Source organism: Devosia sp. (assembly GCF_048261455.1).
Classification (GTDB): Bacteria; Pseudomonadota; Alphaproteobacteria; order Rhizobiales; family Devosiaceae; genus Devosia_A.
The window spans coordinates 19,249-43,804 of the sequence record NZ_JBLXGA010000007.1 but is presented as its reverse complement, the minus strand read 5'-3'; the positions used below and the strand labels follow the sequence as shown (position 1 = coordinate 43,804).

At 63.7% G+C, this 24,556-nt stretch carries 22 protein-coding genes; 8 read left to right on the top strand and 14 right to left on the bottom strand.

What is annotated here, in order from left to right; translation table 11 throughout:
• Nucleotides 1-190: 190 nt before the first annotated feature.
• Nucleotides 191-1,336 (top strand): DUF2865 domain-containing protein, encoded by a 1,146-nt coding sequence (locus ACN0TK_RS09410; RefSeq protein ID WP_417309225.1) that lies wholly within the window; start codon nucleotides 191-193, stop codon nucleotides 1,334-1,336.
• Here the strand turns inward: ACN0TK_RS09410 and ACN0TK_RS09405 are convergent.
• The 3 genes from ACN0TK_RS09405 to ACN0TK_RS09395 form a co-directional block, all read right to left on the bottom strand.
• The gene (locus ACN0TK_RS09405) at nucleotides 1,281-2,612 is read right to left on the bottom strand and encodes a glutamate--tRNA ligase (protein ID WP_417309224.1); all 1,332 of its coding nucleotides are present in this window, start codon (nucleotides 2,610-2,612) and stop codon (nucleotides 1,281-1,283) included. The two genes, ACN0TK_RS09410 and ACN0TK_RS09405, sit on opposite strands and share 56 nt — an antisense overlap.
• Nucleotides 2,609-4,327 (bottom strand): NAD+ synthase, encoded by a 1,719-nt coding sequence (locus ACN0TK_RS09400; protein ID WP_417309223.1) that lies wholly within the window; start codon nucleotides 4,325-4,327, stop codon nucleotides 2,609-2,611. Before ACN0TK_RS09400 ends, ACN0TK_RS09405 begins: the two co-directional genes overlap by 4 nt.
• A gap of 122 nt (nucleotides 4,328-4,449) precedes the next feature.
• Nucleotides 4,450-5,520 (bottom strand): hypothetical protein, encoded by a 1,071-nt coding sequence (locus ACN0TK_RS09395; RefSeq protein WP_417309222.1) that lies wholly within the window; start codon nucleotides 5,518-5,520, stop codon nucleotides 4,450-4,452.
• A 253-nt stretch (nucleotides 5,521-5,773) separates the two neighbouring features.
• On the opposite strand from ACN0TK_RS09395, the gene ACN0TK_RS09390 reads away from it, so the two are divergent.
• A complete protein-coding gene (locus ACN0TK_RS09390) occupies nucleotides 5,774-6,220 on the top strand; it encodes a response regulator (RefSeq protein ID WP_417309221.1) in 447 nt (148 codons plus the stop codon).
• Here ACN0TK_RS09390 and ACN0TK_RS09385 read toward each other — a convergent pair.
• The 6 genes from ACN0TK_RS09385 to rpiA all read right to left on the bottom strand — a co-directional run bounded on the left by ACN0TK_RS09385 (nucleotide 6,168) and on the right by rpiA (nucleotide 13,062).
• On the bottom strand, nucleotides 6,168-8,093 hold the full coding sequence (locus ACN0TK_RS09385) for a PAS domain-containing protein (RefSeq protein WP_417309220.1): 1,926 nt from the start codon (nucleotides 8,091-8,093) through the stop codon (nucleotides 6,168-6,170). The genes ACN0TK_RS09390 and ACN0TK_RS09385 overlap by 53 nt on opposite strands.
• A gap of 97 nt (nucleotides 8,094-8,190) precedes the next feature.
• Entirely contained in the window at nucleotides 8,191-9,573 is a 1,383-nt protein-coding gene (locus ACN0TK_RS09380) for a class II 3-deoxy-7-phosphoheptulonate synthase (protein WP_417309219.1), read from the bottom strand.
• 137 nt (nucleotides 9,574-9,710) lie between these two features.
• Nucleotides 9,711-10,127 carry an NAD(+)--rifampin ADP-ribosyltransferase gene (gene arr / locus ACN0TK_RS09375; protein WP_417309218.1) on the bottom strand — a complete coding sequence of 139 codons (417 nt, stop codon included), beginning with the start codon at nucleotides 10,125-10,127 and terminating at the stop codon, nucleotides 9,711-9,713.
• 180 nt (nucleotides 10,128-10,307) lie between these two features.
• Nucleotides 10,308-11,684, bottom strand: coding sequence for a glutathione-disulfide reductase (gene gorA, locus ACN0TK_RS09370; RefSeq protein WP_417309217.1), 1,377 nt, complete (start codon nucleotides 11,682-11,684; stop codon nucleotides 10,308-10,310).
• Nucleotides 11,685-11,754: 70 nt separating this feature from the next.
• A complete protein-coding gene (locus ACN0TK_RS09365; RefSeq protein WP_417309216.1) occupies nucleotides 11,755-12,288 on the bottom strand; it encodes a DUF2059 domain-containing protein in 534 nt (177 codons plus the stop codon).
• A gap of 54 nt (nucleotides 12,289-12,342) precedes the next feature.
• Entirely contained in the window at nucleotides 12,343-13,062 is a 720-nt protein-coding gene (rpiA, locus tag ACN0TK_RS09360; protein WP_417309215.1) for a ribose-5-phosphate isomerase RpiA, read from the bottom strand.
• A 313-nt stretch (nucleotides 13,063-13,375) separates the two neighbouring features.
• Here rpiA and ACN0TK_RS09355 point away from each other — a divergent pair, with 313 nt between their 5' ends.
• Both ACN0TK_RS09355 and moaA read left to right on the top strand, forming a co-directional pair.
• Nucleotides 13,376-13,852 (top strand): L,D-transpeptidase, encoded by a 477-nt coding sequence (locus tag ACN0TK_RS09355; RefSeq protein WP_417309341.1) that lies wholly within the window; start codon nucleotides 13,376-13,378, stop codon nucleotides 13,850-13,852.
• Nucleotides 13,853-13,966: 114 nt separating this feature from the next.
• The gene (gene moaA / locus ACN0TK_RS09350) at nucleotides 13,967-15,007 is read left to right on the top strand and encodes a GTP 3',8-cyclase MoaA (protein WP_417309214.1); all 1,041 of its coding nucleotides are present in this window, start codon (nucleotides 13,967-13,969) and stop codon (nucleotides 15,005-15,007) included.
• Between the two features lie 17 nt (nucleotides 15,008-15,024).
• Here the strand turns inward: moaA and ACN0TK_RS09345 are convergent, their stop codons facing one another.
• The 3 genes from ACN0TK_RS09345 to ACN0TK_RS09335 form a co-directional block, all read right to left on the bottom strand.
• Nucleotides 15,025-16,872: a methyl-accepting chemotaxis protein gene (locus tag ACN0TK_RS09345; protein ID WP_417309213.1), complete on the bottom strand. Its 1,848-nt coding sequence runs from the start codon at nucleotides 16,870-16,872 to the stop codon at nucleotides 15,025-15,027.
• 458 nt (nucleotides 16,873-17,330) lie between these two features.
• Nucleotides 17,331-17,810: an Lrp/AsnC family transcriptional regulator gene (locus ACN0TK_RS09340; RefSeq protein WP_417309212.1), complete on the bottom strand. Its 480-nt coding sequence runs from the start codon at nucleotides 17,808-17,810 to the stop codon at nucleotides 17,331-17,333.
• Between the two features lie 107 nt (nucleotides 17,811-17,917).
• A complete protein-coding gene (locus ACN0TK_RS09335; protein WP_417309211.1) occupies nucleotides 17,918-18,484 on the bottom strand; it encodes a thermonuclease family protein in 567 nt (188 codons plus the stop codon).
• 154 nt (nucleotides 18,485-18,638) lie between these two features.
• Between ACN0TK_RS09335 and ACN0TK_RS09330 the strand changes: the two genes are divergently transcribed.
• On the top strand, nucleotides 18,639-20,171 hold the full coding sequence (locus ACN0TK_RS09330; RefSeq protein ID WP_417309210.1) for a sensor histidine kinase: 1,533 nt from the start codon (nucleotides 18,639-18,641) through the stop codon (nucleotides 20,169-20,171).
• A gap of 87 nt (nucleotides 20,172-20,258) precedes the next feature.
• Here ACN0TK_RS09330 and cobT read toward each other — a convergent pair whose 3' ends face one another.
• Complete coding sequence (gene cobT / locus ACN0TK_RS09325) at nucleotides 20,259-21,269, bottom strand: nicotinate-nucleotide--dimethylbenzimidazole phosphoribosyltransferase (RefSeq protein WP_417309209.1); 1,011 nt, start codon at nucleotides 21,267-21,269, stop codon at nucleotides 20,259-20,261.
• A 65-nt stretch (nucleotides 21,270-21,334) separates the two neighbouring features.
• Here cobT and ACN0TK_RS09320 point away from each other — a divergent pair, with 65 nt between their 5' ends.
• The 3 genes from ACN0TK_RS09320 to ACN0TK_RS09310 all read left to right on the top strand — a co-directional run bounded on the left by ACN0TK_RS09320 (nucleotide 21,335) and on the right by ACN0TK_RS09310 (nucleotide 23,499).
• Nucleotides 21,335-22,174, top strand: a complete 840-nt coding sequence (locus tag ACN0TK_RS09320) for an adenosylcobinamide-GDP ribazoletransferase (protein WP_417309208.1) — start codon at nucleotides 21,335-21,337, stop codon at nucleotides 22,172-22,174.
• Between the two features lie 86 nt (nucleotides 22,175-22,260).
• Complete coding sequence (locus ACN0TK_RS09315; protein WP_417309207.1) at nucleotides 22,261-22,947, top strand: retropepsin-like aspartic protease family protein; 687 nt, start codon at nucleotides 22,261-22,263, stop codon at nucleotides 22,945-22,947.
• 51 nt (nucleotides 22,948-22,998) lie between these two features.
• A complete protein-coding gene (locus tag ACN0TK_RS09310; protein ID WP_417309206.1) occupies nucleotides 22,999-23,499 on the top strand; it encodes a nucleoside deaminase in 501 nt (166 codons plus the stop codon).
• A gap of 3 nt (nucleotides 23,500-23,502) precedes the next feature.
• Here the strand turns inward: ACN0TK_RS09310 and dusA are convergent, their stop codons facing one another.
• Nucleotides 23,503-24,528 carry a tRNA dihydrouridine(20/20a) synthase DusA gene (dusA, locus tag ACN0TK_RS09305; RefSeq protein WP_417309205.1) on the bottom strand — a complete coding sequence of 342 codons (1,026 nt, stop codon included), beginning with the start codon at nucleotides 24,526-24,528 and terminating at the stop codon, nucleotides 23,503-23,505.
• Nucleotides 24,529-24,556: the final 28 nt, after the last annotated feature.

Genomic DNA, 24,556 nt, shown 5'->3' with positions numbered 1-24,556 from the left:
CGGAAATTTGGCAAACGCAGCTTGGAAAACGCAACCGAACTCGTCACAGGTGCGTTACCAGCGGCGAATGAGGCTGATCCGGCGCAAATCCCGCCTTAACGGTTAGTGCTTGAATATGATGGCTGGTGCCGGTCGCGCTTTGGGCGCATTTGACCGGCAAATGGCGCTTGGTGACAACCGGAACGACACAATGGTCGGTATGAACAAAGTGGTGCTGCAGGCGCTGGCATTGCTTGTCGTCGCTCTCGTCGGGCTGGCGATGGATGTGAACACGGCCTACGCGCAGGCGGGCAGCTGTGCGCGATTGCAGGCGACGCTCGATCGGCTGGAGCGCAACAGCGACTTCCGAAGCTCGGGTGGCTCGCGCAGCGATCTGCGCCGCCTGCAGCGCGAGGTCCGTCGTGATGAAAGCCGCTATATCCGGGACGGGTGCAATGCCGATGCCAAGGCTGGCCGCCGGCTGAGCGGCAGTTGTCGCACGCTGGCGCGCAAGATCACCAGCGGCCGCGAGCGGGTCAAACAGCTCTCCGGCAGCGTCAGCACCGGCAATGCCGTGCAGCAGCAGCGCGAGGCAATCCTGCAGGAAATGTCCCGCTTTGGCTGTGACAGCCGTTCGCGCTCGCGCGTCGAGCGCCGGGGCAACCTGTTCGAGCGGTTGTTCGAAGCCTTCGGTAGCGACAGCTTCGACGGAGAAGGTGGCGTGCGCGGCGAAGAGTTCACTCCGTATGGCGGCTACCACACGGTTCGGACCCTGTGCGTGCGCAAGACAGACGGCTTCTACTGGCCGATCAGCTACTCGACGCTGGTCGACTATGTCTCCAACGACGCCCAGCAATGCATGGCGCAATGTCCGGGCCTCGATGTCGAATTGTACTACTACGACAATCCGGGCCAGGAACCGGAGCAGATGATCAACCAGTGGGGCGAGCCCTACACCAACCTGCCGAATGCCTTCCGCTTCCGCACCGAGTTCGACGAGACATCGAAGTGCCGCTCGAATGTCGACAGTGGTATGGTGGCGATGGTCGAGCAGGCAGATGGCGAGAGTACCGCCGTCGTGACGTTCAACGGCGTAAGCTTCCCGCTGCCGCAACGCGATCCGCGCCGCATCGCGACCCGCATCATCGAAGCACCGAGCGTGCAGATGGCCTCGTTCGTCGATGTGCCCCTGCCCCGCCGCCGGCCGGCCGCGCCGGGCGAGGACCCACTACCAGTCGCGGTCCCACAGACTGCCAACACGCCCGTGCAGCAGCGGATCGTTCAGTTCGGCGACAAGCGCGTCAGGGTAGTCGGTCCAGACACGCCTTACGTCCGAGCAGCGGAAGCAGGGACCTGAGTTCCGGGCCGGCCTCACGGCCGGTCAAGGCCAGGCGCAGCGGGTGAAACAGGGCTTTGCCCTTGCGGCCCGTCTCGGTCTTGATGCGGCCGGTCCAGTCTTTCCAGGTCTCGTCGGACCAGGGCTCGTCGGGCAGCAGTGCCGCCGCGGTGGCGAGAAACTCCGCATCTTCGACCGCAATCACCGGGGTCAGCGGCCCGCGGACGATTGTTGCGAGATCGGCGATGTCGACAAACCGCTCCAGATTGTCGCGAAGCGCATACCATAGCGCTGCATCGTCGAGCCCCATCCCGGCCAGTCGCGGCTGCGCGGTTTCGTAGGGCATGGCATGCAGGATGCGGGCATTGAGGCTGGCGAGTTCGGCCGGATCAAAGCGCGCCGCGCCATGCGAGACCTTATCGAGTGAAAACTGCGCGCCGAGGCTGTCGAGATCGGCATGCGGCTCGACCGGCAGGCTGGTGCCGGTCAGGACGGCGACAGCGGCGACGGCCATTGCCTCGAAGCCCGCATCGCGCAGGTCACCAAGCGACAGGGAGCCGAGCCGCTTGGACAGCCCCTCCCCTTCGGCGCCAGTCAGCAGGTTGTGGTGCGCGAAGACCGGCACGGTGCCGCCGAGTGCCTCGATGATCTCGATCTGCGTGCCGGTATTGCTGACGTGGTCCTCGCCACGGATCACATGGGTAATGCCCAGGTCGATGTCGTCGACCACCGAGGGCAGCGTATAGAGGTAGCTGCCGTCCTCGCGGATCAGCACCGGGTCGGACATCGAAGCCGTGTTGACGGTCTGCGGCCCCTTGATGAGGTCCTCGAACTGCACCGGCCGGCCATCCAGCCTGAAGCGCCAGTGCGGCTTGCGCCCCTCGGCCTCATAGGCCGCCTTTTGTTCGTCGGTCAGCGACAGCGCGGCGCGGTCGTAGATCGGCGGCCGTCCCAGCAGCCGGGCGCGGCTGCGCTTGCGATCGAGTTCCTCGGGAGTTTCATAGGCCGGGTAAAGCCGGCCATCGGCGATCAGCCGGTCGCGCGCCGCATCATAGAGCGCCGTACGATCGGACTGGCGCACTTTCAGGTCGGGAACGATACCGAGCCAGGCCAGATCGGTCTCGATCGCCTCGGCGAAGGCGCTGGTCGAGCGGGCCGTGTCGGTATCGTCGAGCCGCAACACGTAGCGGCCGGCATTGGTGCGTGCGAACAGCCAGTTCAGCAGCGCCGGCCGGGCATTGCCCAGATGCAGCCGCCCGGTGGGCGACGGGGCATAGCGAACGGTGGGCGGCGTCATTCGACGCCCTTGTCGTGGGCGATGGCCGGCGCACCCGCCGGGTCCGTCGCGGTGTCGCGATAGCCGTTGGTGATCGGGTAGCGGCGGCCCAGCCCGAAGGCCTTGCGGGTGATCTTCACGCCCGGGGCCGACTGGCGGCGCTTGTATTCGGCGATGTTGAGCAGGCGCTCGATGCGCTTGACCAGATCGCGGTCGAAGCGCCCTTCCCCACGCGCGACGATCTCGGCGACCGAGCGCTCTTCCTCGACCATGCCGACGAGGATTTCGTCGAGGATCGGGTATGGCGGCAGGGAATCCTGATCGGTCTGGTCGGGCCGCAGTTCTGCCGAGGGGGCTTTGTCGATGATCGACTGGGGGATCACCATACCGTCGGGGCCGAGGCAATCGTCGGGGCGGAACTGGTTGCGCCAGTGGGCCAGTTCGTAGACCCGCATCTTCAGCATGTCCTTGATCGGATTGAAGCCGCCGTTCATGTCGCCATAGATGGTGGCGTAGCCCACAGCCATTTCCGACTTGTTGCCGGTGGTCAAAAGCATCGAGCCGAGCTTGTTGGAAACCGCCATAAGATAGACGCCGCGCATGCGCGACTGGATATTCTCCTCGGTCAGGTCCTGCGGGCGGTTGCCAAAGACCGGCTGCAGCTCGGCCAGCGCGGCTTCCACCGGATCGCCGATCGATACCACGTCATAGCGCACGCCCAGATATTCGGCGCAGCCACGCGCATCGTCCAAGCTCGACTGCGACGTGTAGCGATAGGGCAGCATCAGGCAGTGGACGTGCTCGGGACCGAAGGCGTCGACGGCCATCGCGGCAACCACGGCGCTGTCGATGCCGCCCGACAGGCCGAGCACCACATCCTTGAAGCCGTTCTTGTGCACATAGTCGCGCAGGCCGAGCACGCAGGCGCGCCAGGGCGCCTCGTCGACGCTGGAGAGCGGCGCGACATGCGGATCGGTGCAGCGCCAGCCATCCGGCGTCTGGGCCCAGTTGGACATCAGGATTTCGGGCTCGAAGCTCTTGGCCTGCAACACCAGCCGGCCGCCCGGCTCGATGCCGAAGCTGGCGCCGTCATAGACCAGCTCGTCCTGGCCGCCGACCTGGTTGAGATAGAGCATCGGCACATTGTCTTCGGCCACCCGGTCGGTGACGAGTTGATAGCGGGTGGTCTGCTTGTCGCGCCAATAGGGCGAGCCGTTGGGGCAGAGCAGCAGCCGCGCGCCCTGATTGACCAGGTGGGCGCAGACATCGGGATGCCAGACGTCCTCGCAGATCGGGATACCGATCGACACGCCCTTGATGGTCACCGGCTCCTGCAGGTCCGGGCGCGCGAAATAGCGCTTTTCGTAGAACACGTCGTCATTGGGCAGTTCACGCTTGTAGCGGCGGGCGACAATGCGGCCATCGGCACAGACGAGCGCGGCGTTGAACAGCTGGTGCTCCTCGCGCCAGACGCAGGGCATGATCGCGGTGATGTCGCGACCGGCGGTGGCCTTGGCAAATGTCTCGACGGCTTCCATGGCATCGGCGACGAACTGCGGCTTGAACAGCAGGTCATCGGGGAAATAGCCGGTGATGAACAGCTCGGGGAAGAGCACAATGTCGGCGCCCTGCCCCGCGACATCGTCGAGGGTTTCGAGGGCCAGCTGCAGATTGTGCGCGATCGCCCCGACAGTCGGGTTGAGCTGCGCCAGGGCGATGCGGAGGGAGTCGGTCACGGGCAGGTCCGCCAGATAGAGCGCCGGCCTCAGGGCCCGGCCGTTGGAAATCGCGGCAAGACTTAGCCGCTCGCCCCGGTGGGGGCAAGCGGCCGCAAATGCCGGACGGCGTCAGCCGGTGATCAGAACTTGTAGGTCAGCTCGGCGAGTAGTCCATAGCGCAACATCGAGAAGGGATTGGCGGTCACGATGTAGTTCTGGTTCGCCAGGGTGGGCGCGGTATCGAAGTCAGGATCTTCGAGAGCATCGCTATCCGTAGGATCCGTGACCTGCGCCGCCGAGTAGGTGGCATCGTAAGTGCCCTGGACATACCAGGCACGTCCACCGATGCGGAACGTCAGGTTCTCGATCGGCTGCACGCCCACCATCACCTCGGCCATGCCGCCGTAGCCCCAGCCCGCAATATTGGTTTCGGACGTCTTGACGAAGTTTGGATTGCCGGCAGGCGTCAGTCCGCCTGAACTGATGCCATGATTGCCAATCACGCCATTGATGGCAGCATAGGGAACTGCGGCGACCTCGCCCGAAATGTCGAACAACCCGTCGCTGAAATCGGCCTTGCCGGACACACCGAGCCGCAGCATGTGCAGGTCGATGTTGGAGTCCGTGCTGTCGCCGGGAAAATTGATGATGCCGGTATCCTCGTTGAAGGTGACGTCGTCACCCGAGGTGGCCGTGCTGAAACTGACCCGATCGGTACGTGGGGAGTCATTCCAGTAGGCATAGCCGACAAGACCACCCAGCCCGCTACCGCGTCCGTCACCCAGCACGTTCCAGCCGAAATCGGCGCCGGCATAGCCAATCTGGCCGTCGACGATATCGCCGCTGCCGATCGGGCTGTCGTAGCTGCCATTGATTGCGGCACTGTAGCCGGCCCAGGCTTTCACGTAGCTGCGGCTCTGATAGTCGTCGATGCGCAGGTGCAGCTCGCCGGTATGAGCGTTATCGGTCGTCGTGAAGTTGTCCGACCCAATATTGTGGTCTTGGCTGCCCCACGAGTACCAGTACCGAACCCCGGTCTCGATCGCGATGCTGTCGTCCTCGTCGCCCAGGCCGGACCAGTCTTTCGGTTCGTGGAAATAGCCGCCGCGCATGTCGGTTTCACCGGCCCAGTCCTCACTCCAATCGGCAGCCACTGCGGGCGTGGCCATGGCGGCAAGCACCAGCGCGAGACTGGATGTAAGACGAGACATAAGGGTACTCCGCGACAAACTGCGAACAGGCCTTATTCATGATCGATTAGGGTTAATGTTCCCCTAAGCGGACTTGCCAAACGCCAGCATGAACTCTAGTCACTTCTGTTACGTATGCTTCCGGAACCTTTTCCTAATCAGTTCACCCACATCATTGCTATGCGACATGTGCATGCTGCGCATGTTGCAACCTGAGACGGTCCTCGGGAGTTTGGTCCATGAATTCGAAGCTGAATAGACGGGTAGTGAAACGATGAGTTGCCGCGTGCTGGTGGTCGAAGACGAGATTTTTGTCGCCACCGAACTCGAGAGCATTCTGGAAGATATGGGCCACGAGCCCATCGGCATCGCTGCCGACAGTCGGAGTGCGCTCGAGCTTGGCAAGCAGGCCGAGATCGCGTTCGTCGATCTCAATCTCGTCGATGGCGCCACCGGCATCGATGTGGGCCGCAAGCTCGCAGATGGCGGCGTGACGGTCGTTTACATGACGGCCAATCCGGCTCAGCTGGGTCAAGGCGTTCCTGGCACCGTTGGCGTCATTCCCAAGCCGGTGACCGACAGCGAAATCAAGCAGGCCGTCGACTATGCTGTTGCGCTGTTCAAGCAGCAGAATCCGGCACCGAACCCGCCTTCGCGGTTGAAGCTGTTCAGTCTCCCGGTGGGAGGTTCTTCCGGGTCTTCAGAGCCGCTTGCCGGCTGAGCGAGGCGATCGGTATCGACATCTCGAGTTCGATCCCCTCATCGCCGTAGCGCTTCTCAAACGTTCCCTTCATCTGCCCCTTGATGCTCAGATCGATGAGCCGTGAGCCGAACCCGTTCGGCGTGCCCTGTTTTACAGGCTGCCCCCCGCGCTCGACCCAGGTCATGCGATAGGTATCGCCGTCGAGTTTCCCCGTAACCTCGATACTGCCCTCAGCCGTTGACAGCGCGCCGTATTTCGCCGCGTTCGTCGCCAGTTCATGAAACAGCAGGGCGAGCGGCGTGGCAGCGCCGTCGTCAATCTTGGTGTTGTCGCCTTGAAGACTGATGCGCGACGCCTCTGTCTGCTTGTAGGGACTCAGCAGGTCCTCGATCAGGCCGAAAAGCGATGTCGGCGCAACGGTAGGCGCTGATCGCTGCGAATGTGGCCGCACGAAATCATGGGCCCGTCCCAGTGCCATTAGTCGCCCACGCAAGGTCTTGGCGAAATCGCCGGCTTCAGGATGCGAGCGCACGGCCAGGCTGATGATGCCGCCGATCACCGCGAAGATGTTCTTGATGCGGTGGCTCAGTTCCTCCGCAATGACCTCGCGTTCCTCGGCGGCCAGCTTGTCCTCATGGATATCGGTGCAGGTGCCGAACCAGCGCGCGATCTTGCCGGCAGAATCCCGGATCGGCAGGGCCTGACCCAGGACCCAGCGATAGGCGTCCGAATGGTGGCGCAGGCGATACTCGATGCGATAGGGCTCGCCGCTTTCGAGGCTGTGGCGCCAGCTTTCCCGGGCCCGCTGCTGATCGTCAGGATGGACCACGCTGTTCCACCCCTCGCCGTCTGTCGAGCCTTCCGGCACGCCGGTATATTCGTACCAGCGGGCGTTGTAATAGTCGTGATGGCCGTCGGGCAGCGCCGACCAGACCATCTGCGGCATGGTGTCGGCGAGAGTGCGAAAGCGCATCTCGGATTCCGCGAGCTGCTCTGAGACCCGCCGCTGTTCGGTGATATCGACGATGATGCCGGGGAAGCGCAGCGGCCTGCCCTCGGCATCTGAAATCACGGTTCCTGACGCGTCGACCCAGCGGATCGAGCCGTCGGTCTGGGGCAACCGGTAGGAGATCTTTGCACGTCCACCATCGGCGATGGCCTTGGTGATCTCGGCTTCGACCCGCTCGCGATCGCTGGGATGTATGGCGCGGACGAACTCTTCGATCGACAGGCCCTCCCGGGCCGCCTCCTCGTTGACGCCGAACAGCCGCGCAAAGCGCTCATCGGCGGAGATCTTTCCGGCAACGAGATCCCACTCCCAGATACCGACCATGCCCGACGCGTTCAGCGCCAGCTCGAGTTTTTCGCGGCTCTGGGCCAGGGCCCGCTCGGTGCGCACCCGGCCGGTGGTTTCCACCACGATCGCCAGGACGCCGAGGATGGTGCCATCCTCCGCGCGTACGGGCGAGTAGTTCAGGTTCATGAACACCGTTTCGGGTTCACCGGAGCGGTTGAACACCAGCTCCTGGTCGGCCAAATACCAGCTCTCGCCGGCAAAGCCTCGGCGCAGGTTCTCACGGTTGAAGTCCGCGACCTCGGGCCAGGCCTCGAGCACGGGTTGCCCGAAGCACCCCGGGTGCCGATTTCCAGCGACCACGGCATAGCCGCCGTTATAGATCATCACGCCGTCGCGCCGGCCGGCCATGATGGCCATTGGCACATCGGAGACCATGATCATCCGGACGGCGGAGCGCAGGGCTTCCGGCCAGTCCGACATCGGCCCGAGCTCGGTTGCGTCCCAGTCGAAGCTATTGGTGCGGTGCGTCATCTCGTCCGCGTCGAGGCGGGACTTCAGATCGACGGGGGCCGTCGGAAACAGGGTATTAGGCATCGGCTCTCCGCCCGGGGCGCAGTTCAGGATGTCCGGCACAGAACCGCACAACAGGTGAACGCGGCAGCATCGTCCCGCGTTCACGCGATGCCAAGATTTATCCGAACGCCGTGCGCGCTTCGCGTGCCGGCCTGTGGGCCTGCAGCTCCTCGGCGACGAGGAAGGCCAGTTCCAGCGACTGCGACGCATTGAGCCGCGGATCGCAATAGGTGTGATAGCGATCCTTGAGACTGGCTTCGGTCACCGCCGACACGCCGCCACCGACACATTCTGTCACGTCGTCGCCGGTCATTTCGATGTGGATGCCGCCGGCATAGGTGCCGAGCGAACGATGGACGTCGAAAAAGCTCTTCACTTCCGACAGAACGCGGTCGAAGGGCCGGGTCTTGAAGCCACTCGAGGCCTTGATGGTGTTGCCGTGCATCGGATCGGAGCACCACACAACGGTGCGCCCGGCCGCCTTCACGGCCTCGACCAGACGGGGCAGATGCTCCTCGACCTTGTCGGCACCGAAGCGCCCGATCAGCGTGATACGACCAGCCTCGTCTTCGGGGTTGAGCTTGTCGAGCAGTTTCAGCAGGTCGTCGGTGGCGAGGCTGGGGCCGCACTTGATGCCGATCGGATTGCGCAGGCCGGAGAAATATTCGACATGCGCCGCGTCCGGCTGGCGGGTGCGATCGCCGATCCACAGCATGTGGCCCGAGGTCGCGTAATAATCGCCGCTAATGGAGTCGCGGCGGGTCAGCGCCTCCTCGTAGCCGAGCAGCAGTGCCTCGTGAGAGGTGTAGAATTTGGTTTCGCGCAGCGCCGGGGTATTTTCAGGCGTCAGGCCCATCGCCCGCATGAAGTCGATGGCCGAGTCGATCTTGCCGGCCAGTTCCTCAAAGCGCGGATAGGCCCGGGAATCCTTCATGAAGCCCATGGTCCATTCGTGGACGCGGGTCAGTTCGGCAAAACCGCCGCTGGCGAAGGCGCGCAGCAGGTTCAGCGTCGCCGCGGATTGCCGGTAGGCGAGCAGCAGGCGCTCGGGATCGGGCACCCGCGAGTCCTCGGTGAAACCGATGTCGTTGATGATGTCGCCGCGATAGGAGGGCAGCGTCACGCCATCGATGGTCTCGGTGTCGGACGAGCGCGGCTTGGCGAACTGGCCGGCGATGCGGCCGACCTTGACCACGGGCTTGGAGGCGCCATGGGTCAGAACGACGGCCATCTGCAGGAAGACACGGAAGAAGTCGCGGATGTGATCGGCGCCGTGCTCGGCAAAGCTCTCGGCGCAGTCACCGCCCTGCAGCAGGAAGGCCCGGCCCGCCGCAACCTCGGCCAGCTGATGCTTCAGCTCGCGCGCTTCACCCGCGAATACCAGTGGCGGGAATGTGGCGAGCTGGCTCTCCACCGCCGCGACCCGTTCAGGATCGGGATAGGTTGGCACCTGCGAAATCGGTTTGTGCCGCCAGGATTGCGGGGTCCACGTCTCGGTCATGGTCTTTTGTCGCTGTTACGGGCGGCACCTCCACCCTTCGGCGGGCGGTCTAGCAAGATGCCGCCAATGTGCCAAGCCGCAAGTGCCGGAAAGGCAAACGGCGCCCGCAGGGGGGCGCCTCGCGTGCTGCATCGTTTCTAGTCGATGATATGAGCCTCACCCGAAGCCTGCAGCCGGGCGAGCCCCTCCTTCATCTGCATGAGCCGTTCGGGTGGATGGCCTTGCCATTTCGTGACTTCGCCCACGATCCGCAGCGGCGAGCGCGAGCGAAAGGACAGCGTCGGATTGCCGGGAAACTTCTTGTCCGTGAGGTTCGGATCATCCTCCACGGGGCCGGTCGGCTCGACGACATAGATGCGTCCGGCGCCCTCGCCGGCGGAGAATTCGGCGCCCCAGATCGCTGCATCGAGCGTTGCGGTGCAATAGACCCAGGACAAAGAGACGGACTTGTCGAAATTCGACGCGTGCCCGACAGCGATCAAGTCGCCGGGTGCGAGGTCCGCGCGTGTGCCGTGGAAATAGGATTGCGCGAATGTGGTGGCTGAAGCAGGCATCGTCAGGCTCCTTTGACGGAACAGGGGCCATCTCCATGGCACACCACCCCCGGCTTGACGCAATCCCCACCCAAGGCTAGACGATAATCATGGCGAGGGAGACACGATCTCCGCTCGCCTTTTTGTTTCCCCGATCCCGGCATAAACCATACCGACCCACCGCGTGCGGCGGGCGTGCGCTCAGTCCTGCTTCACGCCGTCGCGATAGATATGGGTCGGCGCCTTGAAGGTCACGAGCTCCTCGGCGGCCGTGGGATGCATGGCAATTGCGCGATCGAAATCGGCCTTGTTGGCCTGCATGCCCATGGGGATGGCCGCCAGCTGCACCATCTCGGCGGCCCCTGCCCCCTGAATGTGCAGGCCCAGCACCTTGCCGCCGTCGGCTTCGGTAATGAGCTTCATCAGCATGCGCTCGGAGCGCGTCGACAGCGTGTTCATCATCGGCCGGAACTTGGCGATATAGACATCGATATCGCCATGCGTCGCCGCTTCCGCTTCGGTCAGGCCGATCGCCGCGCTCTCAGGCTCGGCGAAGACCGCCGTGCCGATCAGCGAATGATCGACGGCCGTCGGGTTGTCGTTGAACACCGTCTCGGCAAACGCCTGCCCTTCGCGGATTGCGACCGGGGTCAGCGCGACCCGGCCCGTCACATCGCCCACGGCATAGATCGAGGGCACATTGGTCTTTGAATAGGCGTCGACCTCGACCACGCCATTGGTGGCCAGTTTCACACCGGCCTTGTCGAGCCCGAGGCCACGTACATTGGGACGTCGGCCGGTGGCGAACATCACAACATCGAAGGGCGCATCGACACCATCGGAGAAGCTGGCGCAGACCTTGTCGTCCTGCTTGCGCAACGCGGTGACATTGGTTTGGTAGATGCGGCGGATGCCGCGGCGTTCCAGCCCGGCATCGAGGCCCTCACGCAGATCCTCGTCGAAGCCGCGCAGGATGCAGTCACCGCGATAAACGATGGTGGTATCGACGCCGAGCCCGGCAAAGATGGTGGCGAACTCGACCGCGACGTAGCCGCCGCCCTCGATGAGTATCGAGTTCGGCAGGGTCTCGAGGTCAAACGCCTCATCCGAGGTGATGCCAAGCTCCCGCCCAGGAATGTCGGGCACGAAAGGGTGACCGCCGGTGGCGACAAGGATGTAGCGCGCGCTCAGTTCGCGGTCGGCGTTGACGAGGCGCAGCGTGTTCGGGCCGGTGATCTCGGCGCGGTCGCGGATCACCTCGGCGCCCGTCCCCTCAAGGCCAGAAACATAGGCGCCTTCGAGCCGGGTGATTTCCTTTTCCTTGTTGGCAACGAGCGTCGGCCAGTCAAAGTTGGCATCGACGGTCCAGCCGAAGCTGGGCGCGAGATCGAACATGTCGGAGAAGCGCGAGGCGAAGACATAGAGCTTTTTGGGGACACAGCCGCGGATCACGCAGGTGCCGCCGACCCGATATTCCTCGATGATCGCCACGCGGGCACCATGTCCCGCCGCGACACGGGCCGCGCGCACGCCGCCGGATCCAGCACCAATGACCAGCAGGTCGTAATCATGTTCCATATGCAGCCCCCTGAAATTCAAAAGGGGCTCCACCCGTGGCGAAGCCCCTCGAAATGCTGATGCCGAAAGCTCAGGTCTCGATGCCCTTTTCCTTCAGCTCGGCGCGCACCGCGGCAAAGAACTCCTTGCCGAGGTTGTCGCGGAAAATCGTCAGCACGCGGCTGTTGGTCCGCGTCAGGCCCGCACTGGCCTTGGCGAGCTTCATGCCGGTCGGCGACTCGTAAAAGGCGACGATCTCCTGCAGCTCATCCTCGGAGAAGGTCAACGCATAAACACGGGCGAACTGGTCATAGAGCTCGTTCTTGCGGCCCTTGAAGCTCTTGAGCACCGTCTCGATCGCCTCGTTCAGCGGTTCGGCGATATCGGGATTGGTCGGCAGCAGCTGGCGCATAGTGTTGATGCCGGCCTGCACGATGGTGGCTTCATACATGCCCGAATGGTCGGTCAGCTCGATATAGCGCCGCGCCAGCTCGAGATGTTCCGGCGTCAGTTCCTGGCTCTGCGCCGGCACCGCCGACAGCGCGCCGACCACAATGGCGACGGTCATGGCCACCAGGATACGCCCGCGCCTGATCATGTTCTTCATCGAATTCGTGCCTGTCATTATCTCGTGTTCCCCATTCGCGCCCTCTCCGTTTGCCTTGAAACGGCAATGGACTCAAGCGTCGACGATCTTGATGCCACCCGGCCCCGCGACATAGGCGCGGCTGCACAGGTTCAGGAACAGCCCGTGCTGGACCACCCCCGGAATGTCCAGCAGTGCCAAAGACAGCGCTTCTGGCTGCGGAATGCGGCCAAATAATGCATCGACGATGGCGTGACCGCCGTCAGTGGTAAAGGCCTCGCCAGTGTCCGTGACGCGGCGCACCGCTTGCCCCTCGGCACCGAAGTCCTTCAGCACATTTTCGAGCCTTTGCAGCGTCGCGCCGAAGCCGAACAGATTGACCTCGATCGGCAGCGGAAAGGCACCAAGCGTTTCGACGTCCTTCGATGCATCGGCGATCACCACCATGCGCTTCGAGGCAGCGGCGACGATCTTCTCGCGCAACAGCGCCCCGCCCCCGCCCTTGATCAGCGCCAGGCCCGGCCCGATCTCGTCGGCGCCATCGACGGTGAGGTCGAGCTCGGGGGTCGCTTCGAGGTCGGTCAGCGGAATGCCCAATTCCCTCGCCTGTGCCGCTGTTTTCTCCGACGTCGGCACACAGACGACCTCCAACCCATTGGCCACCTCACGGCCGACGAGGTCGACGAAGTGCTTGGCCGTCGAGCCGGTGCCCAGCCCCAGCCGCATCCCGGGACGCAATTCGACGAGCGCCGCCTGGGCCGCCTGTTGCTTGAAATCCTCAGACAGTTTGTGATCCTCCATTGCACGGGCCATCTAGCGCGTTCTCACAGATTGGTGAATTGGCAATTGATGCAGACGGGCAACACAGTGCGCTTCTGGTGACCTTTGTGTGACCGAATCACGGCAAAAACCGTTCTCGTGTGGTCGAGAACCAATTAATACGTTCCGAGTCTGTTCGGCGGGGGCCGAAGTGGGGCCGACAATCTTCATGAGGCGCAGTTTGACAATGATGAGCATGACTAAGACCGTGGTTGCCGGACTCCTGTCGGCAATACTTGCGGTTTCGACGATCGTACCGGCGCAGGCCGCCAAGGTGTGGGACACCAGCGCTGGCGGCTGGGTCGAAATGGGTGGCAAGTCTTCCAGCTCGCGCCGGAGCAGCTCCATCCCGAAGACGACCGTTGCCTATGAGACCAACCTGAAGCCCGGCACAATCGTCGTCGAGACGAGTGAGCGGCGGCTGTATCTGGTGCTCGAGGGCGGCAAGGCCCTGAAGTACGGCATTGGTGTCGGGCGCGACGGCTTCCGCTGGTCGGGCCAGCACAAGATCACCCGCAAGGCCGAGTGGCCGGGTTGGACGCCGCCGGCAGCGATGCGCAAGCGCGTTCCGGATCTGCCGGCCTATATGCCGGGCGGCCCCGACAATCCGCTGGGTGCACGTGCCCTGTACATTGGTTCGACGCTGTATCGTATCCACGGTACGTCCGAGCCCTGGACCATCGGCCACGCCGTGTCCTCGGGATGCATCCGGCTGACCAATGACGATGTGACCGATCTGTATTCGCGGGTCCGCGTCGGTGCCCTGGTGGTCGTCCGCCCGTAAGGCAGCACCATAGCGAAATCTGAAAACGGCCGGCAGCTCTGCCGGCCGTTTTGTTTTGCCGCCGATCACGCAGGGGTGCTTTCCGGCAAGCCGCCGCAGCGTTATTGTCGCGCCATGGCCCATACCCTGATTTCGCAGTCCGACATCGCCCCACGCGGCACCACCGACCCTCTGGTCGACCGCTATGGCCGCACCATCAGCTATCTGCGCGTGTCGGTGACCGACCGCTGCGATTTCCGCTGCGTTTACTGCATGAGCGAGCACATGAGCTTCCTGCCCCGCAAGGAGGTGCTCAGCTATGAAGAGATCGAGACGATCGTCGGTGCGTTCGTCCGCCGCGGCGTGCGCAAAGTGCGGCTCACCGGTGGCGAACCGCTGGTGCGGCGCGACATCATGCAACTGGTCGACAGCATCGGCAGCCGCATCGGCGACGGTCTTGAGGAGCTGACGCTCACCACCAATGGCAGCCAGCTGCGGCGCCATGCGGCAGGCCTTTATCAGGCCGGTGTGCGCCGGCTCAACGTGTCACTCGATACGCTCGAGCACAAAAAGTTTGCCGAGGTGACGCGTCGCGGTCGGCTCGACGAGGTGCTGGACGGGCTCGATGCGGCCAGCGAGGCCGGGCTGAAGATCAAGATCAACATGGTCGCCATGCGGGGCGTCAATGACGACGAGATCGAGCCGATGATGCACTGGGCCCACGGCCGCGGCTACGGGCTGACGCTGATCGAGGGCATGCCGCTGGGCGAAACCGGGATCGACCGGGTCGACACCTATCTGCCGCTGCGCGAGTTGCGGGAGCGGCTGGCCTCTCGCTTCACGCTGGAACCGAGCCATCACAAGACCGGCGGTCCGGCCCGCTATGACCGCGTGGCGGAAACTGGTGGCCTGCTCGGCTTCATCACGCCGATGAGCCACAACTTCTGCGAAAGCTGCAACCGGGTGCGGCTGACCGCGACGGGTCAGCTCTACATGTGCCTGGGTCAGGATTCGATGGTCGACCTGCGCGCGGCGCTGCGCGACGGCGGGCCAGGGGCGCTTGATGCGGCACTCGATCAGGCCATGCTGCTCAAGCCCAAGGGCCATGACTTTGTGCTGGACCGCGAGCATGCGGCCCCTGCCCTGTCACGCCACATGAGCGTGACAGGCGGTTAGCGGCCAGAACGGCTGGGTTAAAACTCGCTCCAGTCAGCCGATATTGCGGCATTACCGTCGCTCAGATAGTTGCGCGCCGCCGCATTGACTTTGGGGCTCGGCTCGCTCGCACGCGTCGGCGCCGGTCGGGCAGCTGCCGGGACGACCTTGGCGGCGGCAGCGGTGCCACCCCCACCCCGGGCATCACTGAGCACGAAGCCGTCGACAGCCTGGTCGAGTTCGCTGGCCTGGGACTCGGTCTGCTCGATCGAGGCATTGATTTCCTCAACCAGCGCGGCGTTGTGCTGGGTCATCTCGTCCATCTGGCGCACCGCGGTCGAGACCTCGGCAATCGCATTGGACTGTTCCTGGCTGGCCTGGGCGATGCCCTTCACCAGACCGCTGTTCTCCGAGACGGCGCCCAGCATGTCATTGAGCCGCTGTGCCGCCTGCGAGACGAGACGGGAGCCCGCGGCAACCTCACCAGCAGACTGCTCGATGAGCGTCTTGACCTCAGCAGACGCACCCGCTGCCGACTGGGCCAGCCGCCGCACCTCGATGGCCACCACCGCAAAGCCCTTGCCCGCGTCACCGGCACGCGCGGCTTCTACCGAAGCGTTGAGCGCCAGCAGGTTGGTCTGGAAGGCGATGTCGTCGATCATGCCGATGATGTTGGAGATCTTGGCCGAAGACTCCGTAATACGCTGCATCGCATCATTGGCCTGCCGCATCACCTCGCCGCCCTCGGTCGCCGATGTTTCCATGGACTGCGACTTGGTGTTGGCGAGATCCGCGCTCTTTGAGTTTTCCGTAACGGTTGACGCCAGTTGCTCCATGGCGGCCGAGGTCTCCTCGATCGCAGCAGCCTGCCGTGTCGTCCGCTCGGCAAGATCATTGGCGCCGGACAGGATCTCGGCAGTCGCCGTTCGCAGGGCACCGGAGGTCTCACGCAGCCGCGAGATGATCGCGCTGAAACTGTCGACCGAGTTGTTGAACGCGGTGCGTACGTCTTCGAGTTCCCCCGGCATCTTGTGCTCGAGCTTGCACCGCAGGTCACCCTGCGCGAGCTGGGCCAGGCTGGCGCCGATGTTCTCAACGGCCTGTTTGCGTTCGGTGACGTCGGTCGCGAATTTCACGACCTTGAAGACGCGACCGCGGGCATCGAGGATCGGGTTGTAGGACGCCTGGATCCAGACACGCTTGCCGTTCTTGCCGATGCGCAGATATTCAGCTGCCTGATACTCCCCCGCCGCCAGCTTTTTCCAGAAGTCACGATACTCCGGAGTGTTGGCGAATTCGGTCTCGACGAACATCGAGTGGTGCCGCCCCTTGATCTCCTCCGGCCGGTAGCCGAGTGCATCGCAGAAATTGTCGTTGGCTTCGAGGATCTCACCGGTCGGGGTAAAGGCGATAACCGCTTGCGACTTGGAGATTGCTTCGATCTGGCCGGCGTTCTCGGCCGCCTGCAACTTTTGCTGCGTGACGTCGGTGGCAAATTTCACCACCTTGGCCACCGCGCCCTTGGCATCGAGAACTGGATTGTAGCTCGCCTGGATCCAGACCTCGCGTCCGCCCTTGCCCAAGCGCAGGTACTCGGCGGACTGGAACTGGCCACTGCGCAGATTGTCCCAGAACTGGCGATATTCGGCGCTGGCCACCATGTCGGGCTCAACGAAGATGCTGTGATGCTTGCCGACAATTTCGTCGAGCGAATAACCCAACGCCGAGAGGAAATTCTCGTTCGCTGTCAGAATGGTGCCATCGGGCAAGAATTCGATGATCGCCTGCGATTTGGATATTGCATCCACAACCGCATCGGCGTCCGTGCGCCGGTTTGTGCTACGCCCGAACTTTCCTATTCCCAGCACCATTATGTGCTCCCTCATTGCAGCGATCCTTCGCCAGGATTGCGACAAGAGATACAGCGCGCAGCATTAATGATGGGTTACAGAATTAATCGACGCCGCGTATTTCCAGATGATATGTAAGTGTTAATGCCTTTACACTTGCCAAATATCGTGCATGTAGGTGCTACATACATATAATTATACTTCACGTGAGGAAAAATACTATAACAATATTTCTTTTGGATGAAGCATCCTCAGCACGTTTCCCAGCGATGTCGGAAAATTCGTGACAAATTTCGCATGAATTCGTAACGAGAGGCCGGCAATGCGGCTGTCCTTCTGGACTTGAGGCACAACTTTCACTGCGTCTCGGTACTCAAGCGATCATCTGACAGCAGTGAGATGTGTCAGCGCTTGTGCAAAGCCGAACTATAACGTGCTGAACGACTATCGCTGGCAGCGCAGACATCGCGGCGCGACTGACTTCCGCCTTCGCTTCACTTATCGTCGTCAGGGACGAGCGCATACTCAAGCGGCAGGGCTGTCGTGTACTTGATCTGCCCCATGGCGAAGGACGAGCTCACATCCGACAGTGCGATGCGCGAGATCAGCTTTTTGTAAAAGGCGTCATACGCACCAATATCGGGGACCACGACGCGCAGCAGATAATCTGTCTCGCCGCTCATGCGGTAAAACTCTACCACTTCACTAAAGTCGTCGACCACAGCGCCGAATTTCCGCATCCAGGCATCATTGTGTTCGCTGGTACGGATCGAGACGAAAACCGTCACGCCGGCGTTGACCTTGACCGGATCGAGAATGGCGACACGGCCGCGGATAATGCCGTCCTCCTCCATCTTCTGAATTCGACGCCAGCAGGGCGTGGTGGACAGGCCGACCTTGCGTCCGATTTCTGCGACAGGCGTGGTCGCATCCTTTTGAAGCAGCGCTAGAATTTTGCGGTCGATCTTATCCACAGACAATGCCCCCGGCGAAAACTGTTTCTTCAAATGGGAGCAATTTCGCGACCCTGCGCAACCGATCCCATCCCCCAAGCGCCATCAACGCAAATAACTTGCGCCTGTCAACTCCCGATCCACTCGCCCAAAGTGGTCACGAACCTCTCAAGGCGCGTCGGGCTGTCGGCTGTCCCGTTTGACTGCCTGAACTGCCGCGGTGGCACGAACGTGCCGGCCCACAAACCGCGCCGCGCCGCGCGGGCTTCGGCCTGTTCGGTGGCATAGGCGCCGGAGGAAATGGCGAGACCTTCGGCCACCATCGTGCCGGCAATATCGGTGTCCTGCGCACTGCAGCGCGCAAGCACGCGATCATAGCTGTCCCAACCGGAGGAGGTGCAGGCCACGCCGGTCGTCAACAGTGTGCGCAGGCGCTGCCCGGCGACCCGGCCGCAAGGCCAGTCCGCCCCGCCGGCGTCCTGGCACAGCTGGTCGTATTCCGGCGCATCGATGTCGGCGAGGCGGATGCCGACGCCATTCAGAACGAAGCTGTCACCATCCATCACCCGCTCGACCTGCCCCGTCATCGGACCGGGTACCGGCCGAAGTCGCGTCGAGGCAGGTGCCAGCAGATAGGAGATGAGACCCAGCGTCAGAACAGTGCCCGCTACGAGGCCAAACCGCCACGCACGCATGCGGCGCGCCGTCAGCCGCCGAGAATGACGGCGACGCGCCCAGGCAGGCCGGGGTGGCGGGCGTCGTTTCATGGTCCCTTAACCATACCGAAACTAGGATGCGATGCAGTGTAGCGAAGGCGTTTTAACTTCGCAGCTTTAGTTTGAGTAACCAATGATGCTGGCGAAGCCCGCGATGCACGACAGGACCGTGCGCGCCCCGACGGGCCGCGAGACCAAACGTACGTCGCGGCGTACGGTGTTCGATGCCCGGCAACGCCTCACCTCCACCTCCGGCACCCGTGTCGCTTTCGATTTCGACCTGCTGCATGAGTACGCCAGTTCGCGGCTCAAGAGCATGCTCGTCATTCCTGCCGTCGTGGTGGTGCTTGCCCTGTTCGCCATGCTGTGGGCGCCGGCGGTTTCAGCCCTCGCCTGGGCTGCGCTGGTCATCGCTACCAACGCGGTGGTCATCTATCTGGCCCATCGCTTCGAAGCCCAGGCCGATGCGCCGGATGCCAGGCGCTGGACAATGACCTTCGGGCTGGCAGAACTGCTGCACGGTTTTGCCTGGGCCTCGCTGATGCAGTTCGAGCTGATGGTGGGGCCGTCCGCCAATCTGAGCGTCGCCATGTTCGCCATGGTGCTGGTCGGCACCGCGACCAATGCGGTGACCACCAGTTCGCTGCCACGCGGCACCCTGGGCAGCACCCTGCCCGCGTCCATCGCGCTCACCGTTTTTCTGCTCCTAGAAGGCGGCGCGTTGAACTTTTCGCTGGCGGCGGTGCTCGTCGCCGGTGAAGTGTTCTTCGTCTATTTGGCGCGCAAGCTTTACCTCTCCAAACTCGGGATGGCCGCCTACCAGTCGGAAAAGGAAACGCTGATCACCGAGCTGGAGGAAGCCCGGGAGATGAGCGACGAAGCGCGCCGGCACGCCGAGCAGGCCAATATCGCCAAGTCACAGTTTCTCGCCACGATGAGCCATGAACTGCGCACGCCGCTCAACGCAATCATAGGGTTTTCCGAGGTGTTGCAGTCAGAACTTCTCGGACCACATGAAGTCAGGCAATACAAGGAATATGCCGGCGACATTCATCGCTCCGGCCAGCACCTGCTGACGCTGATCAACGAGCTGCTCGATCTCAGCCGGATCGAAGCGGGCAAGTACGAACTCAACGAAGAAGCGATATCGCTGGTCGACATCGCCGAAGACTGCCGGCGCATGCTGGAGATCCGCGCCAACAGCAAGTCGATCACCCTGACCTGTGCCTATGCCGACGACCTGCCTAAGCTGTGGGGCGACGAACGGGCCACCCGGCAGGTGGTGCTCAACCTGTTGTCAAATGCCATCAAGTTCACATCGCAGTCCGGCAAGGTGCTGCTCAAGGTCGCCCGCTCGGCCGATGGCGGTCAGTTGATCAGCGTGCGCGACAATGGCCCGGGAATCCCGGAAGAGGAGATGGAGACCGTACTCTCCAGCTTTGGCCAAGGCTCGCTGGCGCAGAAATCGGCCGAACAGGGTGCCGGGCTCGGCCTGCCGATCGTTCAGAAGATCATGGAACTGCACCAGGGCCGGTTCGACCTGTTCTCCAAGGTGCGCTTCGGCACCGAGGCGATCGCCACCTTCCCCCGTGCGCGCGTCATGAAGGCCCTCGCCCCGGTGATCGAAGACCGCAATCGGCTCGAGATCTACTCGGACGTCGGCTGAGCGCCGACGCCCACCGTCAGAACCCGTTCATCGCGCTGGCGATACCGCGGCAATTTCGCAGCGGCTTTGCCACAATCGCGCTTCCAATCACCCCTTGTTGCTGACCCCGGCGCTGGCGAAGGTCGCCATATTGTTGTGCAGGTGCAGCGCGGTCTTGGCCAGCACCGCCGCCAGCGCAGCGCCAGTCCCCTCCCCCAACCGCATGTCGAGATTGAGCAACGGCCGGACGCCCATGGCATCGAGCGCCCGCTGATGGGCATGCTCGGCCGAGACATGACCGAAGATGCAATGATCGATGGCCCCCGGCGACACGGCCTGCGCGATCGCGGCAGCCGAGGTGGCGACGAAGCCATCGACGATGACCGGGATCTTCTGCTGGCGTGCGGCGATGATGGCGCCGAGCATGGCAGCGATTTCGCGCCCGCCCAGCCGGGCCAGAATGGCCAGCGGATCGGTCAGCGTATCGCCATGATGGGCGAGCGCCGCATCGACCGCCTCGGCCTTGCGCGTCAGCCCCGCATCATCGACACCCGTGCCGCGGCCGACCCAGTCGGCGCCCGTGCCGCCGAACAGCGCCGCATAGAGCGCGGCGGCGACCGTGGTGTTGCCAATCCCCATCTCGCCGATGGCCAGCAGGTCAGGCTTACCTTCCACCGCTTCCATGCCGTAGGCGATGGTGGCGGCGCACATGCGATCATCCATCGCGGCTTCGCGGGTAATGTCGCCGGTGGGCAGTTCCAGCGCCAGCTCGAATACCCTCAGGTTGATCTCGTGTAGCGCGCAGATCTGGCTGATGGCGGCGCCACCATTGGTGAAATTGGCGACCATTTGCGCCGTCACTTCGCGCGGGAAGGCCGAGACGCCCTGATCGGTGACGCCGTGATTGGCGGCAAAGATCGCGACCATCGGGTTGTCCAGCGTCGGGGTTTCCTTGCCCTGCCAGCGCGCTAGAAATGTCACCAGGTCTTCCATCCGCCCCAGCGAGCCAGGCGGCTTCGTCAGTTGCAGATCGTGTTCCCGCACGGCAGCCACGGCTGTCTCGTCGCCATCGGGTGCCAGCTGCAGCAGTTCGAGGATATCGGCGAAAGGCGAGGCCATGGCTGTAGCGACTCCGAAGTTCGGGATGGTAAGGGTTGGCAGCTTGTGGACCAGGCGAGGCCTATTTGCAATTCGATCCCGATCAGCCGAAACCCGACCGTCCGCGGCAGGACAATCACCCCGATGCGCCGGCGCAGAGCTGGCGCTGGAGCGACGATCTGTTGATGGGTCTGCGGTTTTACTCGCGCCTGCCGACCGGCGACCGCCCCTTCGAAAAGCCTGACCTCACCCGCATCGCGCTCGGCCTGCCGTTCACCAGCCTGGTTATCGGCATCGGGCCGGCGCTGCTGCTGCTGCTCGGCGCGCTTGTCGGCCTGCCGGGCCTGATGGCCGCGACGCTGGCGGTCGGCGCAATGATCGCCGTCACCGGCGCCATGGGCGAGGATGCGCTGGGCGATACCGCCGACGGGCTGATTGGCGGGTCGACCATCGAGCGACGGCTCGAGATCATGAAGGACAGCCGGCACGGCACCTATGGCGTATCGGCCATGGTGCTGTTCATAGCGCTGCGGATCACGGCGCTGGGCAGCCTGGCGGCGATAAATCCGCTGGCGGCTGCCGGGGTCTGGCTCGCCGTGGAAATCCTGGGCCGCAGCGGGGCGCTCTGGCTCACCGTGGACCTGCATCCGGCCCGTGAAGGCGGTGCATCTGCCAGCGTGGGCCGCCTCAGGCGCCGAGGCTTTTTCATCGGCGCAGGCTTTGCGGCGCTACTTGCCTTCGTTTTCGCAGCACCGTTCACCAGCCTGCTCGGCGTTGTGCTGGCCGTCTTCGTAGCGGCAGGCGTGGCCCTTGGATGGAGCCAAATCTGCCGCCGGCTGATCGGCGGGCAGACCGGCGATCTGATCGGCGCGCTGGGGGCTCTGATCGAGATCGCCAGCCTCACGGTGCTGATGATCTTCGCGTGAGCGGCAAACAGTCCGCTTGGAAATCGTTCCGATGCACCCCATTATCCCCAGGCCGGGACTGATCCCGACCACAGTCCCGGGTTCGCATGCTGTTCATTGCCTTTGCCATCGCCATTTCCGTCGGTCTCGCGCTGCTGATCAGCGCAGATGCCGGCAGTCTGGTGGGCCTGACCCAGCAACAGACCGGCAGTCTGATCCCGATGGTGATCCTGCTGGTCGTTTTCGCTGGCGGTATGTTTGCCAGGCGCTACCGGCTGTCCGAACTCCTCGGCAATCTCGTGCTGTGGATCTGCGTATTCAGCATGGCGGCGCTGGTCTACACCTATCGCGACGATCTGCAGGATGTCGCGGCGCGGGTATTTGGCGAACTGATCCCCGGTGAAGCCATCGTCGCCAGCGAAGGCGGTTCGGTGCGCTTCCGCTCCGGCCGGGACGGTCATTTCCAGATCAATGCCGGGATCAATGGCACCCCGGTGCGCACCATCTTCGATACCGGCGCCAGCGCCATCGTTCTGACCCATGACGATGCCGTGGCGGCAGGGCTCGATACCGACAGCCTCGCCTATACGGTGCCGGTCTCCACCGCCAATGGCACCGGGCGGGCGGCCAGCGTCACGCTGGACGAAGTCGATGTCGGCGGCATCATCCGCAAGCGCGTGCGCGCCTTCGTGGCAGAAACGGACGCGCTGGAGACGAGCCTGCTCGGCATGACCTTCCTGCGCACCCTCACCGGCTATTCGGTCAGCGGCTCGACACTCGAGCTCACGGACTGACAAAGCGCGCGGGGTCGTCCATATTCGCGGCAGTGATACGGAGACTGCCCGATGAACGACGCCACCATCCGCCCCTATGACGAAGCGCTGTTGCGCGAGAGCTTTGCGGTCGCCAAGCGCTCCCGCGAGGGCGGAGACCATCCTTTCGGATCTGTGCTCGCCGACGGCGAGGGCAAGGTACTGCGGGTGCAGGGCAACGGCTTTACGTCGGAGGGCAACGACCGCACGGCCCATGCCGAGAGGCTGCTGGCCTCCTGGGCGGCCAGGAACCTCAGTCTCGAGGCGCTGCAGCAGTGCACGCTCTACACTTCGGCCGAACCCTGTGCGATGTGCGCCGGCGCCATCTACTGGGCCGGGATCGGGCGTGTCGTCTTCGGCCAGACCGAACGCGATCTCAAGGCGCAGACCGGTGCCCACGAGGAAAACCCGACGCTCGATCTGCCCTGCCACATCGTCTTCGAAGCCGGACAGCGCCCCACCGAGATCGTCGGGCCGCTGCTCGCCGATGAGGCGGCGCGATTGCAAGCCGATTTCTGGGACAGCAAGGGCTGACCTCTATTCGGCGGCGGCAAGCTCCGGCTCGACCATATCGAGCGCCCGCAGCATGACCTCGGGGCCGGCTCCGCGCCTGGCCGCGTCGACACTGAGGATCTGGCGGAACTGGCGCGCGCCCGGCCGGCCATTCGCGAGGCCCAGCATGTGCCGAGTGATGTTGTTGAGCCGCGCGCCACGCCCCAGTTCGCGCTCGGCATACCCGGCCATCGCGGTGATCACATCGCGCAGCGTGCGCGTGCGCTGCGGCACGCCGAAGAGGCGGGCATCCACCTCGGCCAGCATCATGGGCTCATGATAGGCGACGCGGCCGAGCATGACACCGGCGAGCGCCCCTTCCGCCAGCAAGGCTTCGGCCGCATCGAGCGTCTTGATGCCGCCGTTGATAGCCACCTGAAGCGGGGCCAGACGCCGGGCAAGGCGCTGCACCCGCGGATAGTCGAGCCGCGGGATGTCCCGGTTCTCCTTGGGGCTCAAACCCTGCAGCCAGGCCTTGCGGGCGTGCACGTAGAGCGCGTCGACGCCCGCACCGACCATAGCGTCAGCAAAGCGGTCGAGGCTTTCCTCGGTGTCCTGGTCGTCGATGCCGATCCGGCACTTCACCGTCACCGGGCGATCGGTGGCACCGCGCATCGCCCGCACGCATTCGGCGACGAGTTCAGGCTCGGCCATCAGGCAGGCGCCGAAGCGGCCCGACTGGACCCGATCGGAGGGGCAACCGACGTTGAGATTGATCTCGTCATAGCCGTAGGCGTCGGCGATCCGGGTCGCCTCGGCCAACTCCCCGGGGTCGGAACCACCCAGCTGCAACGCAACCGGCTGCTCTGCCGGATCGAAGCCGAGCAGGCGATCGCGCGGACCATGCACCACGGCCGGGCTGGTGACCATTTCGGTGAACAGCAACGCCCGATCGGTCAGCAGCCGATGCAGGTAACGGCAATGCCGATCCGTCCAGTCCATCATCGGCGCGACAGAGAATTTACGCGCTTCGGCTAGTGGCGGACTTGCTGAGTTCTCGGGTTGCGGCACGGTTTCGTGTGCACTCCATCTCACGTTT

What these genes read in the sequence shown, in the direction of transcription:
- ACN0TK_RS09345 (WP_417309213.1), bottom strand. Translation starts at nt 16,872, where the DNA reads ATGAGGGAGCACATAATGGTGCTGGGAATAGGAAAGTTCGGGCGTAGC.
- gorA (WP_417309217.1), bottom strand. Translation starts at nt 11,684, where the DNA reads ATGGAACATGATTACGACCTGCTGGTCATTGGTGCTGGATCCGGCGGC.
- ACN0TK_RS09310 (WP_417309206.1), top strand. Translation starts at nt 22,999, where the DNA reads ATGAACGACGCCACCATCCGCCCCTATGACGAAGCGCTGTTGCGCGAG.
- ACN0TK_RS09385 (WP_417309220.1), bottom strand. Translation starts at nt 8,093, where the DNA reads ATGCCTAATACCCTGTTTCCGACGGCCCCCGTCGATCTGAAGTCCCGC.
- ACN0TK_RS09405 (WP_417309224.1), bottom strand. Translation starts at nt 2,612, where the DNA reads ATGACGCCGCCCACCGTTCGCTATGCCCCGTCGCCCACCGGGCGGCTG.
- ACN0TK_RS09380 (WP_417309219.1), bottom strand. Translation starts at nt 9,573, where the DNA reads ATGACCGAGACGTGGACCCCGCAATCCTGGCGGCACAAACCGATTTCG.
- ACN0TK_RS09390 (WP_417309221.1), top strand. Translation starts at nt 5,774, where the DNA reads ATGAGTTGCCGCGTGCTGGTGGTCGAAGACGAGATTTTTGTCGCCACC.
- rpiA (WP_417309215.1), bottom strand. Translation starts at nt 13,062, where the DNA reads ATGGCCCGTGCAATGGAGGATCACAAACTGTCTGAGGATTTCAAGCAA.
- cobT (WP_417309209.1), bottom strand. Translation starts at nt 21,269, where the DNA reads ATGGCCTCGCCTTTCGCCGATATCCTCGAACTGCTGCAGCTGGCACCC.
- ACN0TK_RS09365 (WP_417309216.1), bottom strand. Translation starts at nt 12,288, where the DNA reads ATGACAGGCACGAATTCGATGAAGAACATGATCAGGCGCGGGCGTATC.
- ACN0TK_RS09355 (WP_417309341.1), top strand. Translation starts at nt 13,376, where the DNA reads ATGGGTGGCAAGTCTTCCAGCTCGCGCCGGAGCAGCTCCATCCCGAAG.
- ACN0TK_RS09410 (WP_417309225.1), top strand. Translation starts at nt 191, where the DNA reads ATGGTCGGTATGAACAAAGTGGTGCTGCAGGCGCTGGCATTGCTTGTC.
- ACN0TK_RS09335 (WP_417309211.1), bottom strand. Translation starts at nt 18,484, where the DNA reads ATGCGTGCGTGGCGGTTTGGCCTCGTAGCGGGCACTGTTCTGACGCTG.
- ACN0TK_RS09330 (WP_417309210.1), top strand. Translation starts at nt 18,639, where the DNA reads ATGATGCTGGCGAAGCCCGCGATGCACGACAGGACCGTGCGCGCCCCG.
- moaA (WP_417309214.1), top strand. Translation starts at nt 13,967, where the DNA reads ATGGCCCATACCCTGATTTCGCAGTCCGACATCGCCCCACGCGGCACC.
- arr (WP_417309218.1), bottom strand. Translation starts at nt 10,127, where the DNA reads ATGCCTGCTTCAGCCACCACATTCGCGCAATCCTATTTCCACGGCACA.
- ACN0TK_RS09315 (WP_417309207.1), top strand. Translation starts at nt 22,261, where the DNA reads ATGCTGTTCATTGCCTTTGCCATCGCCATTTCCGTCGGTCTCGCGCTG.
- ACN0TK_RS09395 (WP_417309222.1), bottom strand. Translation starts at nt 5,520, where the DNA reads ATGTCTCGTCTTACATCCAGTCTCGCGCTGGTGCTTGCCGCCATGGCC.